The sequence below is a fragment of the Psychrobacter sp. I-STPA10 genome (genome assembly GCF_021012795.1).
GTDB lineage: Bacteria > Pseudomonadota > Gammaproteobacteria > Pseudomonadales > Moraxellaceae > Psychrobacter.
The window spans coordinates 63,006-77,128 of the sequence record NZ_VFYU01000016.1 but is presented as its reverse complement, the minus strand read 5'-3'; the positions used below and the strand labels follow the sequence as shown (position 1 = coordinate 77,128).

At 36.7% G+C, this 14,123-nt stretch carries 13 protein-coding genes; 6 read left to right on the top strand and 7 right to left on the bottom strand.

The window, feature by feature from the left end:
• Nucleotides 1–14: 14 nt before the first annotated feature.
• From FHK89_RS08115 to FHK89_RS08095, 5 genes are all read left to right on the top strand, one after another.
• Nucleotides 15–1,058 carry an AEC family transporter gene (locus tag FHK89_RS08115; RefSeq protein ID WP_230658935.1) on the top strand — a complete coding sequence of 348 codons (1,044 nt, stop codon included), beginning with the start codon at nt 15–17 and terminating at the stop codon, nt 1,056–1,058.
• Between the two features lie 122 nt (nt 1,059–1,180).
• Nucleotides 1,181–2,281, top strand: a complete 1,101-nt coding sequence (locus tag FHK89_RS08110) for a glycosyltransferase family 4 protein (RefSeq protein WP_230658933.1) — start codon at nt 1,181–1,183, stop codon at nt 2,279–2,281.
• A gap of 39 nt (nt 2,282–2,320) precedes the next feature.
• A complete protein-coding gene (locus tag FHK89_RS08105) occupies nt 2,321–3,271 on the top strand; it encodes a glucosamine inositolphosphorylceramide transferase family protein (protein ID WP_230658931.1) in 951 nt (316 codons plus the stop codon).
• A gap of 40 nt (nt 3,272–3,311) precedes the next feature.
• Nucleotides 3,312–4,328, top strand: coding sequence for a glycosyltransferase family 2 protein (locus FHK89_RS08100; protein WP_230658929.1), 1,017 nt, complete (start codon nt 3,312–3,314; stop codon nt 4,326–4,328).
• Nucleotides 4,325–5,350, top strand: a complete 1,026-nt coding sequence (locus FHK89_RS08095) for a glycosyltransferase family 2 protein (protein ID WP_230658927.1) — start codon at nt 4,325–4,327, stop codon at nt 5,348–5,350. The genes FHK89_RS08100 and FHK89_RS08095 overlap by 4 nt, the downstream gene beginning before the upstream one ends.
• Before the next feature lie 35 nt (nt 5,351–5,385).
• Here FHK89_RS08095 and FHK89_RS08090 read toward each other — a convergent pair whose 3' ends face one another.
• The 6 genes from FHK89_RS08090 to FHK89_RS08065 form a co-directional block, all read right to left on the bottom strand.
• Nucleotides 5,386–6,153, bottom strand: a complete 768-nt coding sequence (locus FHK89_RS08090) for a glycosyltransferase (RefSeq protein WP_230658925.1) — start codon at nt 6,151–6,153, stop codon at nt 5,386–5,388.
• Between the two features lie 60 nt (nt 6,154–6,213).
• Nucleotides 6,214–7,203 carry a lysophospholipid acyltransferase family protein gene (locus FHK89_RS08085; protein ID WP_230659040.1) on the bottom strand — a complete coding sequence of 330 codons (990 nt, stop codon included), beginning with the start codon at nt 7,201–7,203 and terminating at the stop codon, nt 6,214–6,216.
• Nucleotides 7,204–7,230: 27 nt separating this feature from the next.
• Entirely contained in the window at nt 7,231–9,057 is a 1,827-nt protein-coding gene (gene aspS, locus FHK89_RS08080; protein ID WP_230658923.1) for an aspartate--tRNA ligase, read from the bottom strand.
• Nucleotides 9,058–9,242: 185 nt separating this feature from the next.
• Nucleotides 9,243–9,632 (bottom strand): hypothetical protein, encoded by a 390-nt coding sequence (locus FHK89_RS08075; RefSeq protein ID WP_230658921.1) that lies wholly within the window; start codon nt 9,630–9,632, stop codon nt 9,243–9,245.
• Nucleotides 9,625–10,377 (bottom strand): hypothetical protein, encoded by a 753-nt coding sequence (locus FHK89_RS08070; RefSeq protein ID WP_230658919.1) that lies wholly within the window; start codon nt 10,375–10,377, stop codon nt 9,625–9,627. Before FHK89_RS08070 ends, FHK89_RS08075 begins: the two co-directional genes overlap by 8 nt.
• Before the next feature lie 62 nt (nt 10,378–10,439).
• Nucleotides 10,440–11,372, bottom strand: coding sequence for a hypothetical protein (locus FHK89_RS08065; protein WP_230658917.1), 933 nt, complete (start codon nt 11,370–11,372; stop codon nt 10,440–10,442).
• A 168-nt stretch (nt 11,373–11,540) separates the two neighbouring features.
• Between FHK89_RS08065 and FHK89_RS08060 the strand changes: the two genes are divergently transcribed.
• Entirely contained in the window at nt 11,541–12,170 is a 630-nt protein-coding gene (locus tag FHK89_RS08060; protein WP_230658915.1) for a hypothetical protein, read from the top strand.
• A 58-nt stretch (nt 12,171–12,228) separates the two neighbouring features.
• Here FHK89_RS08060 and FHK89_RS08055 read toward each other — a convergent pair whose 3' ends face one another.
• The gene (locus tag FHK89_RS08055) at nt 12,229–14,079 is read right to left on the bottom strand and encodes an ABC transporter ATP-binding protein (protein ID WP_230658913.1); all 1,851 of its coding nucleotides are present in this window, start codon (nt 14,077–14,079) and stop codon (nt 12,229–12,231) included.
• Between the last annotated feature and the right edge of the window lie 44 nt (nt 14,080–14,123).

Here is a 14,123-nt window from a genome sequence, read left to right as displayed (position 1 = left end):
AATAGGTTTTAAGCATGAGTAGCTTAGATACATTAGATGCCATTATATTTGCGATATCCATTATTCTACCCAACCTCATTTTGATGGGGTTGGGTTTTTTTATGCGTAAACGTGGTGAAATTAGCCCCATCTTTATCGATCAAGGGTCGTATTTTGTCTTTAATTATTGCCTGCCTTGTCTGTTATTTTTTAGTGTGGTGGACAGTCAGGTGGATTATGGGGCACAAATTCCATTGATATTGGCAGGTTTACTGGTGACCTTGTTATTATTTTTTGGCGCAGAAATGTATGCACGCCGTTTTATTGCTGCCAGTCGTGATCAAGGGGTTTTTGTACAAGGTGTCTTTCGCAGTAATATGGCGATTATTGGCTTAGCCACCGTTGCTAATGCTTATGGACAAGAGGGCTTGAGTATTGGCGCTGTCTATATGGGGGTGATTACCATTGTTTTTAATATCTTGGCAGTGATTACCTTAACTCGAGATGAAGCGGATACAAAAGCAGATATTGATTGCAGTACTCATGCTACAGTACAAACTAAAATACAAAAAAATACCATCAATGCCAACGCACTGATTGGTAGTAGAATGAAATTGGTTGCTAAAAAAGTGATGAGTAATCCTTTGATTATTGCTTTGATAGCCGCATTTATTTATAAGATATTACCACTGCCAGCCTTAACTGGTGTGATTCATAAAACAGGTGATTTACTAGCGGCTGTTGCGCTGCCCTTGGCTTTGGTATGTGCAGGTGCAAGTATTGATATAAAATCCATGTTACATCTATCGGGGCTCTCAATGCAGGCAAGTATTGGGCGTATTTTTATAGCCCCTGTATTGGCGGTGATAGTGGGTTTGCTGTTTGGCTTGCAAGCAGTACATTTTGGGGTGCTGTTTTTGATGGTGGCATCACCAACAGCCGCCGCCAGTTACGTGATGGCAAAAGCTCTTGGTGGTAATGATGTGCTTGCTGCCAATATTTTGGCATTTACTACTGTGTTCTCAATGCTTGGTATGGCAGTGGGGGTTGCTTTGCTACGGGGGATTGGTTGGATATGATAAAAATAGTTTGGTAATTTTACTTAGAGATTTTGTCAAACTAGCGTAGAATACGTTGTTTTTTAAGATATTTTCTAATGAATGAAATTGAGAATAAAGAAAAATAATTAGGTTTGTTTGTTATGACGATAGCAAAAATCAAAGTTCTGCATTTTGCAACGGGTGGTTTTTCAGGCGTTACTCACATGGTGATTGACCTAATCCAAAGCATGCAAAATTATGAGGATATTCACTCATTATTGGTTTTGCGTAAAAAAAAGAACACAGAGAGTAAGCTGGCTTATCTAAATGAGCAAAACATAGACTATCAACTGATTTCTGCCCATAGCCATTTATCCAGTATTTACCAATTAAAAAGAATCTGTCAACAGTGGCAACCTGATGTTTTAATTGCGCATGGTTTTCCTGAGCACTTAATTGGGCGTTGGGCTGGTTACTTAGCAGGTGTTCCTCATCTTATCCAAGTTGAGCATGCCTCAAAAGAGCGTTACACCACTTGGCGATTATGGCAATCCCAATTTTTGAGTCAGCATACGGATGCCATTATTGGTGTCTCACAAGGTGTAACAGAGGTATTAAAATCTCAGTCTCTAAAAAACACCAATATCCAAACCATTTGCAATGGTATTGATTGCCAAAAATATAGTGAATATGCCAGCCAGCCATTAGCACAGCGACCACATGACATTACCATGGTGGCTCGATTTGCCAAGGGCAAAAATCATGGCGTATTATTCAAAGCATTAAGCCTACTTAAACAGCAAGGACTAACACCCATGCTTAACCTTGTTGGTACTGGTGGGCGGCACATGGCAACAGCTAAACAGCAAGTAGCTGATATGGAACTAACCCAACAAGTAAAATTCTTGGGGCATAGTGATCAAGTAGCACAGCTTTTAGCAGAGCATAAAATATTTGTCATGGCAAGCTATCATGAGGGGCTAAGCCTGTCAGTCATTGAAGCCATGAGTGCAGGTTGTATTGTCGTTGGTAGTGATGTGGTAGGGGTTCGAGAGTTAATTATTGATGGGCAAGATGGGTTTTTATTTGATATTAATGATGCCAACGCATTAGCAAATATATTACAGCAAATATTGACTTATATTGAAGTATATCAAGTAATGGCAATAAAAGCTCAGCAAAAAGCCTTTAATCATTATGATAAAACCATAATGGCAAAAAATTATTATCAATTGATTAAAGATATATCTAATAAAAACTAATCTGCATAGCAATGACAATAAACCACTGAAGTAATGAAAATGAGCTCATTAAAAAAATACTATTATCATGAAGAATGGAATATTGGCATTATTCAAACAGACAAGAAAGACATTGCTTGTTTGGATGATATCGCTAATTTATGTCAAGATAATCATATCTATTGGTTAGATAAAAAATACCACTTTCAAGCCGATCCCTTTATCGTTGAAAACGATGACATCTTATATATATTTTATGAAGCATTAAATCATTGGTGGACAAAAGGGCATATTCGTTGTCGTATATTAAATAAACACAATAATACATATCGTGAAATAGAAGACTTTGCTATTGATGATATTAACCAGTTGAATTGCCACTTATCTTTCCCTTTTATTTGGCAAGAAGATGGACAGTATTATATGATGCCAGAGAGTCATGAGAATAATGAAGTTTGTTTATTTCAAGCCACTGACTTCCCAAAACACTGGCAACAGATAGCCAACCCCATTAGTGATAAAAAGTATGTTGATAATATTTTAATCAAACATGATGGTCGATATTATTTAATTGGTTCTGAGCATAAAACTAACAATCGTATAATATATTATGCTGATGAACTGACAGATCATTGGCAGCCATTAACAGAAGCTAATTTTCAAATACAAATTACAGATGCTCATCAGCGCTTAGGTGGTGGTACATTTAATTTACCTAAAACCAACCAACAAATGCGCTCTAGCGATTTTTATTTGCCTTGCCAAGAAAATGCCACAGAATATGGTAAGTCTTTATTGTTAAAGCAACTGACATTGGATACCCATACGCAACATTGGCAAGAATCCACCTTAACGCAACTATACTCACAATCTAATCGTTATCCTGATGGAATGCATACACTAAACTTTAGCAAGAACTATATGGTTATAGATGCTAAGCGCTGGGTATTCCAACCGTTTAATTTTTTTGTGAGAAAATACCGTCAAATTGCCAGCATATTGCAAAAATAAGTGAAATCTTTTGAATGATTAAAATAGGATAACCACTGCAATGCCCGCCCAAAACAAACCAACCAAAAAACAGCTCAGTATCTTAGTGCCAGTTTACAATGTCTCTTTATATCTTAACGAGTGTATAGATAGTATATTGCCACAATTAACAGAACAAACTGAACTTATCTTGATGAATGATGCTTCAACAGATAACAGTGCTGAGATTTTACAGCAGTATCAAGGACTCGAGAATGTCACCATTTTACATGCTCCTAAAAATGGCGGGTTATCTGTAACTAGGAATGAGTTATTAAAACAGGCTTGTGGAGAGTATATTTGGTTTGTTGACTCTGATGATGTTGTTAACTCTGGTGCGATTCAAGAGTTTTTACAATATAAAAATTTGGATGCTGATATATATCTATTTGATTATATAGTATATGATGAAAAGCTGGGTAAAAATTACCATAAAAAAGGATTTTTGGGGGCTAAAAAAAATATACACACCAACCAACAGGATAGTTTTTTAAAAAATATTGTAAAAAGTAATGTTTATTATGCTTGGAATAAGATTTATAAAAAGTCATTGATAGAGCAGTGTGAATTTAAGGCAGGTTTAAAATTTGAGGATATTTATTTTATATCAGATATTTGTTATAGCATAAACACTTATAGTTATATTAATAAAGAAGTTATTATTTATAGAGTAAGGGAAGGCTCTATTGTGAATAGCTTAAGCTTTAGTTATATTGATGATTATCTAAATGCTTTTATCTATCAAGTTGATAAATATCGACAGCATATTAATGGTGATAAACAAGAATTATACTTCTACCTACTGTATAAATCATATAATCGGTATGTTGGTTTGATTAGAGAGTTTGATGAAAATAAAAATAAATTAGATAATAATATTGAACTAATGCAATATGCTTACCAAAACTTCAATACTATTTTTGATAGATATTATCAAGAGAGTTTAAATAATATTGGATTATTTAGAAATAGGACATTAAAACGCAATAAAAATAAAGTGATTAATATCATTAAAAAGCACCTTGGAGTGGATATATGATATTAAGTGTTTTAGTACCTATGTATGGTGTTGAGGAATATATACCCAGTTTTTTGAATAATATCAAGAAAAATTTGGAAAATTTATCAGATAAGGATTGGTTCAATGATATTGAGTTTATTTTTTTAGATGATAAGTCACCTGATAAAAGTCGCCAGTTAGTTGATCAGTGGATTTTAGACAATAAAAGCAAAAATGAAAGTGACAATATACAAGTCAAAATTATAGAAAATAGTACAAATCTGGGGCTAACCAAAAGTCGTGCTGTTTTGTTAGCACAAACGCAAGCAGAGTATATCTGGTATATTGATCCTGATGATGAGATTGATGGTGATGCCATGAATCAAATTTTATCTATTTTAAAAGATAAACAACCTGATGTTTTATTATTTAATTATGAAGTATTTTATCATGACAGTAATACCACAAAATACCATGAACAGTTAAACCTACCAAACAAAGATGAACTGACAATAATACAAGATAAAAAATCATGGTATCGTTTGGCAATTTTAGATGATAAACACTATTTTTGGAATAAAGTATTTAAACGAAATAAGGTATTAAGCTTGGTAGAGTTTGATATAGTGGCGTATGAAGATATTGCTTATACGCCTATCTGGTTATATCATTGTGAAAGTTACTATTATTTAAATCAAAGTTTAATTCGTTATCGTATTCATGAAAACTCAATCACCAAACAATTAAATGCAAAGCAGGTTGCCGTAGTGCAGGGTTATTTGGAGCAAGCAGAGTTTTGTGCTGATCAAGTAAAAGATGACAAAAGTCATACTTATCTACTTTATAAAGCCTATATGTATTATTTTAGACTCAAGAAAAATTTGCAAAAAAATAAGCAGTCCGTATCTGCTGAAATAATGATTGATGTTAATCAAAAGTTGCAACAACAAAAACAGCAGTTTCCACAATCCATATATCCTTTATTAAAAGAAATGCGTTATCAAGGCATGACTGCCAGAGCCATTAAGCTTTGGTTTTTAAATTGGCGACATGGCAGTTAGTTTTAAGTTTACAAATTTTTTTATAAAAATAACAATTACTGCCAATACTGTTTTAACCACGGGCTTGCTTTCACATGGCGATACCACTTTCCACCACCACCTGCAATCGCATCGGGTGGATTAATTTCACCATGAAAAATCACAATTTTTGCATTAGCAGGTAGGCTAGGGGGCTTAATAAAGCTTAGTGGAAATGGTTGGATGCAGTGGTATTTAAAGCTGACACACCATGAGCTATCCCAATATTCTAGATGATGATGCTCCCGTAGATAATTGGATAGATAAGCTTGCTCGTGGCGGACTTGCTGACGGATGCTATTAAAATTTTGCTCAAAGTTGCTAAGTAGATTCGGGTAGGTGTTTTGTCCTACTTTAAAGCGGTAAACAGAGCTATTACCTACCATCCGCCATGGTTTTTTCCAATCACGAATAATCACTACGCTGTCGTCATGCTGTGCTTGGTAAGTAAAAAAACAATCAATATTATCGACAATGACAATATCAATATCCAAAAATAATGCCATGCCTTTTAAGTCATAAAGCTCAGGCTTAAAGGTAGTGAGCTTTTTCCAGCCTCGTTCGGGTAGATTATTGGGAAGGTTGAGCTCAGGAATAGGATGGCACTTGATATCAGGATTGATACCTGTCGTATCATCAGTTAAACACACCATGGTAAAGTCTAAAGTTAAGTGGCGTTTGACCATATTATAAAGACGGTTAACATACTCAGCCCCATATTTTGTTCCCCACTTCATACATAACACATAACGTTGTTTATCGTTTTGAGCTGAGCTGGTGGTCATGGTATTTCCTTTGCGCAATTATTGGTATACGAATACATAGATAACATATATCAATGTTATTTAGTATTTGTTGCCATAGGGCGATAGGTAGTTTGATAGAGATATTATCATATCAGCATTGGTTTCTAATAGTTTCAGACGAGCTGTTTGTACTTCACTAAAGGTTAGTTGATATGGGTTGTCAGTAAAGGGAATAAATTTAAAACGGCGATATCCCCACATATAATGACTCATAAATGGCAGAATCATTTTTTCTATTGCTAAATTTAATGTCGCTGTTGCAGTTTTTACATCACGACTATAAAGATCATGTTTGCTTTTATCTTTATTCTTAATCTCATTTAGAAAATTATAGCAGTGAATATCAAAGCCTGCTCCATCATCACGGCGAATACAGGCAAGACCTATCATAGAGCATTTAGTTTTACTTGCAAGTTTGGAAGCTAAAGTACCTGTGAGGGTAGGTAGCCCAAAAAAGGGAACAATAACCCCACCTTTTTGCTCAGGTACATGGTCAGGTAATAAAATACTAAAACCCCCTTGTTTTAGGGTTTTGAATATGGCTTTGACTCCTGAGCTGTCTGTCGGTACTAAGGTCGCGTTAAGGCGTTGACGCCCTGCAAGCATAAATTCATTCATCTTACCGGATGTGGGTTTATACATGATGGTGGGCTTACCAAACTGGTTCAGCCAAGCATTCATCATCTCCCACGTTCCTAGATGCGGAACAATGGCAAGCATACCATTAGGATCACGCAGCCCTGCTTCTAAGATAGGCAAATTGTGTACGGTATGGATTTGGTCGATTGACCACTGTGGCGGCATTGCCCAAGATTTTGCTGATTCGACACTGCTTAGTAGTTGATTATTGAGTATGTTATAAGCCAGTTGGCGTCGTAGCTTGCTGTCTAGCTTAGGGTCGATGAGCATTAAGTTCATCTCAATAGTACGCATCAGCCCTTGTTTTGGCTGCTTAGCGAGGATAAGCGCAACGAAGCGTGCCACTGCCCGTAAAACAGACAATGGCACGTATTTAATCAGTGAATACATATTCATAAGATAAAAAAGGGCTAGAAATTAAGAAGCATTCGAGCCTTTATCTGCTTGCGCTTTTTCACGCAGACGAATACCCAAATCACGCAACTGCTTACTATCCACTTCGGCAGGTGCTTCGGTTAATGGACAGTCAGCCGTTTTGGTTTTCGGGAAGGCAATCACATCACGGATAGAGCTTGCACCAACCATCAGCATGATTAGACGGTCAAGACCAAAGGCAAGTCCACCATGTGGTGGTGCACCAAATTTAAGTGCATCTAATAGGAAGCTGAATTTCTCTTGTGCTTCTTGCTCGGAGATACCTAAGGCATCAAATACCGCTGATTGCATCTCGACGGTGTTAATACGCAAACTACCACCACCAATCTCAGTACCATTGAGTACCATGTCATAAGCGATAGATAAGGCAGACTCTGGGTTGTCTTTTAACTCTTGAACTGAGCCTTTTGGTTTGGTAAATGGGTGGTGCATCGATGTCCATTTGCCATCATCGGTCTCTTCAAACATTGGGAAGTCAACCACCCATAGGGGTGCCCATTCACAAGTTGCCATTTGCATGTCATGACCCACTTTAACACGCAAAGCACCCATAGCATCATTAACTACTCGGGCTTTATCTGCACCAAAGAAGATGATATCGCCATTTTGTGCTTGAGTACGCTCAATTAAGCTAACCAACACATCATCAGTCATATTTTTAATGATAGGCGATTGTAGACCTGATTCTTTATCTACGCCATTATTGATGTTGCTAATGTCGTTGACTTTAATATAAGCCAAGCCACGTGCACCATAAATACCGACAAATTTAGTGTATTCATCAATTTGCTTGCGAGTGAGCGAGCCACCGTTTGGCACACGTAAGGCAGCAACACGACCTTTGGGGTCATTGGCAGGGCCTGCAAATACTTTAAAATCTACTGACTGCATTAGGTCGGCAACGTCAACAAGTTTTAACGGAATACGCAAATCTGGTTTATCAGAAGCATAGTCACGCATTGCCTCGGCGTATGTCATACGTGGAAATTCGCCTAAATCTACATCCAGCATGGTCTTAAATAAATGCTGAATCATGCCTTCATTAATGTCCATGATTTCTTGATCAGACAAAAACGAAGTTTCGATATCTACTTGGGTAAATTCTGGCTGACGGTCAGCACGTAAATCTTCATCACGGAAGCATTTAGCGATTTGATAATAACGGTCAAATCCAGATACCATCAATAGCTGTTTAAATAGCTGTGGTGACTGGGGTAGGGCAAAGAAGTTACCTTGACGAGTACGAGAAGGCACAAGATAATCACGCGCACCTTCTGGGGTGGCACGAGTCAAGATAGGGGTTTCTACGTCCAAAAATCCATGGTCATCTAAATAACGACGAATGGTTGAAGTGGCTTTAGCACGGAACACCATACGTTCTTGCATTTGTGGGCGACGCATGTCTAAGTAGCGATACTTAAGACGCAAGTCTTCAGAGACAGTGGTGGTTTCATCATTGAGTGGGAATGGCGGTGTTTCTGATTTTGCTAATACTTCGATTTCTTTACCCAATAGCTCTACTTGACCACTGGTCATATTTGGGTTTTCGGTACCTTCATAACGCTTACGTACACGTCCTGTAATTTTTAGTACGTATTCAGGGCGAGCCGCATCAGCAGTAGCGAAGGCTTCGGGTGTGTCAGGATCGACCACCACTTGTAGCAAGCCTTCACGGTCACGCATATCAAGGAAAATCACCCCACCATGGTCACGGCGACGATGTACCCAGCCAGTGATGGTGATGGTTTGTTCTAAAAGTGCTTCGGTCACTGCACCACAGTATTCGTCTCGGTATTCGCTACGCATCATAAACTTGTTGTCCCAATAAATTATAACTAAGAAGTTAGTAAGAATTTTTATTAAACGACCATTATGCCTAAATTTGGGTTTTTACACAACTTTGAGATGTGGTTTGTGGGTTATGATGAGGGCTGAAATTGCTCTTATGAGTATCCTGTGAATGTCATGTGTGCATCATGTGAATGTTATGACAATCACTCTATACCTCTAAACTTCTTTTGATTTGCCACTAGCTTTTGTGTCCATTCACCAAAATAGCCGATTTTTTCACACAGCATTTGAAACTGGCTATCAGTCAAATCAATACACTTAAATATATCTGCAGTTGCCGCCCCTGCCATAAATTTATCATTATCAGCAAAAGTTATTGTTAAAAAATTATCCAATTCTTTATCTGTTAATTTCCCCTTATCTTTTAAATAACTTAATAAAGTTTGATAACGATAATGCTCGCTATTTTTATCATCACTTTTATCAAACGTGATGCTTTGTTGATTTAATTGATTAATGGTTAAAATATTATATTCAAACCATAGTGGTGTATAACCCAATTTATTTAAAGAATCTTTAATGTCATCACTCATTATCAAAATCCTCCCAATCTTCGTCCATATCCTCATAGGATAAATAATTCCAATCTACTGCAATTTTATCTAGCATATCATCAAATATCGCTTGGTCATTTGTACCAATAAATAAAGCGGTGGCTTGCCCGTTGTCATTAAATATTAGGCTAATCACATCATTAAATGCATTGCTATAATAGGCTTGTTTATCATCGCTAATATCTGCGATTTTTTGCCAATGCTTTTCTATCAATGCCACTATATCTGGGGAAATTGGGTTGTCATCGTCTGCAAAATAATGTCCATGATATGTTAGTCCGCCACTGACACCGTTATATATCGCCATGGTTAAAAAGAACTTATCTAACTGCGTATTTTCTATATACCAGTTAGATTCTTCGCTTGCAGTCTCTTCATTTGAGCCAAAGTTGCCCCACACTGCAGGATTATCTTGATTTAAATCTGCTTTTTTAATGCCCCATAACACCACCCATTGATTCTCACGATAAAATATCAAATAACCATCAGCGGATAATTCAATATCTTCACAAGGATTGGCTAGACAGTTATATGATTGGTTAATGGCTTGGTTTTTTCCTAAAGTTTGATAATAGCGTTTAAATTCTTTGGGTAAGATAACACCGAGTTTATGCTCTAATGTTATCATGTCATCTTGGCTAAAGCCGTTATCATTGTTGTTATTATTAATTAAACTATTATCAAATAAATGATACAGTTTTTTGATATTTTCTATATAATCCATAAAGCCTTCCTTTTTTAAGCAAGTTATTTTAAGCAACTTATTTCAAGTCACTTATTTTTAAATTATTTTCTTGTGCCATCATAAAGCATATTTGTTTCAACCTCATCTAAAACTTCATATAATATATCTTTATCTAAATTATCAATTTCTGCCACATCTATTAGACCTTGCTTAATTAGATTAAATACAATTTTCTTTTTCTCTTGTTCAGACTTTTGCGGATAGTCGGCATACTCTTTAAATATGGCAATACCATAAACAAACCAATCTGCCCCTCGCACCGCATGGTATAACGCATTATCAATATTATCAGACACCATGATATAGATATGCGTATAACTGGGCAAACAAAACTTTCGTTGCCTTAATTTTTCTAAAATTTTATCACACAGCCTATGATCATAAGGTGTAAAATACAGCTTTCCTATATCATAAAAACGGTAATAAAACCGTAAATCATAAATAAGTTTGGGTTTTTTATATGGTTTATTTGATAGATTTTTTATTAATATTTTATTATCTAAATTGTCTTTAGAAGATAGTTGTTTTCTTATCTCTCTTTCTTGGATACGCTTATCAATGGCTTGTTGTTTTATTTTTTGTTGATAATATTGATGAGTTTTTAATAAATTACTATTTGCTAATTGTTGTTTTAATTCATCAATGCTAGATAATATTGATGTAGGGTCGTAGGTATCTTTTGTATTTTTTTTGCTGATAATAAAGTTAAATGCATTGCTGATGTCTTGAAATAAGCTATCTAAGGTAAATTCTTCATCAGTTAGGCACAAAGATACCCTAATCATATTTTTGCCACGATAATAAATCGGTAGTTTTTGGTAAAACTGTAGATATTTTTCATTTATATTTTTATTGCTTTTATTGTTGTTGTTTGTTGTGTTAACTTGATAGTTATGCAAAGTTTTTATTAAATTAATTTCAATTTCATCATAAGTAAAATGAATATTGTTATCCGAAAACTTATCTAAAATCATCTGGGGTAAATAGGTAAAAGGTTCTGGTAAGCCACCACCACTTTGTTGATAGTCATTTATAAAAATTCTTAATATCATTATCTAACCCAATAAAATGAATAGTAAGCCATAGTTAAATTATACTATAATTAGCATGATAGCAATAAACAATATTAGTGAGCATATATCATGCAAAAACAAAACACTATACATATAAACGACATTATAGAATATGTGGATCAAGTGGCAAAAACACATGGCTGGATTGAGCCAGAAAATATTGTTGGCTATGATAAAGAGCAAATAAAAAATGATAACATTAGCTCTATGTCTTTTATTAAAGAATATGATGACAGTGAAGATTTTCCAGTAGACTTTGAAATAGCAAATTATTACTTAGATTATTTTTGCGATATAGACAATGATATTTACAAATTGGTTAATTATGGATTGTGGGTAATTGTTCATTTATATGGTAGTACACCTGTCTATATATACCCAGCATTTATGCGACAGCACTTAAATAAAGTTGATACAACAGAATTGACTTCTATTTTTGATTTGATTTTTATACAGATTAAAAAGGCAAAAGAATATAATGATAATTTGTTAGTGAGTTTATTAACTGAATTTCTTTTTGAGTTATTTCAATATGGCAGTGAGTGGGGGGTATTTGCTGAAAACCCACAAAGCAAGCCAAGTGTTCCTAACTGTAATATCAATGTCAAAGAGGCAAAAGATATGGACTATCTATGCTCAAAACTACCTGACAGTTATGTGTCAAAATTAGCCAGTTTAGAGCAATATGATAGACCATAAATATATTGCTCAATAATAACTGCTAATCCACCAACTCCAACCTATTTTTACAATCCCATCACTGCCCCTGCAACCCCCACAATTTCGCATAAATCCCTTGTTTTGCCAATAACTGTTGGTGAGTGCCTTGCTCTGCCACCGTGCCATTATCCAGCACCACGATATTTTTTGCCCCAACAATGGTTGATAGACGATGAGCAATAACAATCACCGTTTTATTTTGTACCAACACATCAATGGCTTTTTGCACTGCTCGTTCGCTATGCGTATCTAAAGCAGCGGTGGGTTCATCTAAGATAATAATCGGGGCATCTTTTAGCAACGCTCGGGCGATGGATAGCCGTTGTTTTTCTCCCCCTGACAAATTATTACCAATATCACCGACTCGGGTTTGATAGCCATCAGGCAACTGCTCAATAAAATCATGACATTGGGCGGATTTGGCAGCCATTATCACTTCCTCATCACTGGCATTTTGCCTACCCATACGAATATTGGCAATGATGGTATCATCAAACAGATAGACATCTTGAAACACCACCGCCATCAGATGATTTAGCTGTTCAGGCTCAATATTGCGGATATCAACCCCACCAATACTGACGCTGCCTTGTTGGGGGTCAGCATATCGCATTAGCAAACGGATAAGAGTGGTCTTACCACAACCTGACGCACCGACCAACGCCGTCATGGCATTGGCAGGAATATCTAGACTAAGTTGATTTAAAACAGGAGCGTTTTGGTTAGTTTGACTAGCTTGACTAACTTGAATGGGCTGAATAGGATTATCGCTATTTTCATAAGCAAAACTTACCTGCTCAAAATGCACATTAAAGTTATCAGGCGTTTGTATTGGCTGACGTTGGGGCAATGGCTCAATGGCAAGTAACGCTTGCAAACGGGCATAACCTGAGCGTACCATCTCAAAGACACTCATCATGCTAATAAAGGTTGATAATGGCTCAGCAAAACGAACCACCGCCACCAAAAGCCCTGCCATCAACATAAGCTGTATATCGCCTTGACTCACCAACCAAAGCCCCAGTGCCACAATCAACATCACCCCCAGTTCTACCGCAGAGGTTAATGCCAGATTGGGTAAGGTTTCATCTTTCATCGCAGTGATTTGCTCTTGCTCGATACGTTTAACCGTTTGCATATAGCGAGAGGCTTTGTCTTGCAAGCTACCAGTGGCTTTTAATACAGGCAAGCCTTGCAAATATTCCACCGTTTCGGCACTTAGCTCACTTAACACCCCCAAAAGCTTTTGTTTATTGGCAGTCAAACGAGGCAATACATAAAAATAAATCGGCAAAACACTGGGGAATAACAACAAAATTGCCACGCCCAATCGCCAATCGTAGGCGATAGTCAATAACCCCACCACAATCGGTGTCACCACCGCCGCAATCAACATAAGTGCTAATATCATCGTATATTGAATGACATCATCAACATTGCCTGCAATGGTGGCAGTCAGCTCGCCTGAGCGTTTGGCATACAGCTTTTGCAATGGAATACGGCGTAAATGCTGCCCCAACTGCCGACGCAGTGTATCGCTGGCAAGAGCGGCATGACCTTTATAATCATAATCTCGGCTAAACCAATCACTGATACTCGATAGCACGATGAGTACTGACATCACCCCTGCCCACAATAGCAACTGCCCACCATCACGACTTGCCACCGCCAAAAATAGCGGAATAAAACAAGTAAACGCCATACCTCGTAATACTGCCGTTAAAACACTAATAGCAATACAGCGTTTTAATATCGGAGCTTGCTCGCCTGCCGATTGCATGATGATATGCCATAACTGACCAATATTTGTTTGTGAGGACGGTAAAGTTTTGGGCGTTGTTGTATTGGCTTGCGTATGGTTATTTTTTAGATTTTGAGAATAAGACATGATGATTGTCCTTATATTAAATTTGCAGAGTTATCAAAAAGAAT

Excerpts from the sequence above, each read along its gene's own strand:
- FHK89_RS08115 (WP_230658935.1), top strand. The coding sequence starts at position 15 with ATGAGTAGCTTAGATACATTAGATGCCATTATATTTGCGATATCCATT.
- FHK89_RS08110 (WP_230658933.1), top strand. The coding sequence starts at position 1,181 with ATGACGATAGCAAAAATCAAAGTTCTGCATTTTGCAACGGGTGGTTTT.
- FHK89_RS08105 (WP_230658931.1), top strand. The coding sequence starts at position 2,321 with ATGAGCTCATTAAAAAAATACTATTATCATGAAGAATGGAATATTGGC.
- FHK89_RS08100 (WP_230658929.1), top strand. The coding sequence starts at position 3,312 with ATGCCCGCCCAAAACAAACCAACCAAAAAACAGCTCAGTATCTTAGTG.
- FHK89_RS08095 (WP_230658927.1), top strand. The coding sequence starts at position 4,325 with ATGATATTAAGTGTTTTAGTACCTATGTATGGTGTTGAGGAATATATA.
- FHK89_RS08090 (WP_230658925.1), bottom strand. The coding sequence starts at position 6,153 with ATGACCACCAGCTCAGCTCAAAACGATAAACAACGTTATGTGTTATGT.
- FHK89_RS08085 (WP_230659040.1), bottom strand. The coding sequence starts at position 7,203 with ATGTATTCACTGATTAAATACGTGCCATTGTCTGTTTTACGGGCAGTG.
- aspS (WP_230658923.1), bottom strand. The coding sequence starts at position 9,057 with ATGATGCGTAGCGAATACCGAGACGAATACTGTGGTGCAGTGACCGAA.
- FHK89_RS08075 (WP_230658921.1), bottom strand. The coding sequence starts at position 9,632 with ATGAGTGATGACATTAAAGATTCTTTAAATAAATTGGGTTATACACCA.
- FHK89_RS08070 (WP_230658919.1), bottom strand. The coding sequence starts at position 10,377 with ATGGATTATATAGAAAATATCAAAAAACTGTATCATTTATTTGATAAT.
- FHK89_RS08065 (WP_230658917.1), bottom strand. The coding sequence starts at position 11,372 with ATGATTTTAGATAAGTTTTCGGATAACAATATTCATTTTACTTATGAT.
- FHK89_RS08060 (WP_230658915.1), top strand. The coding sequence starts at position 11,541 with ATGCAAAAACAAAACACTATACATATAAACGACATTATAGAATATGTG.
- FHK89_RS08055 (WP_230658913.1), bottom strand. The coding sequence starts at position 14,079 with ATGTCTTATTCTCAAAATCTAAAAAATAACCATACGCAAGCCAATACA.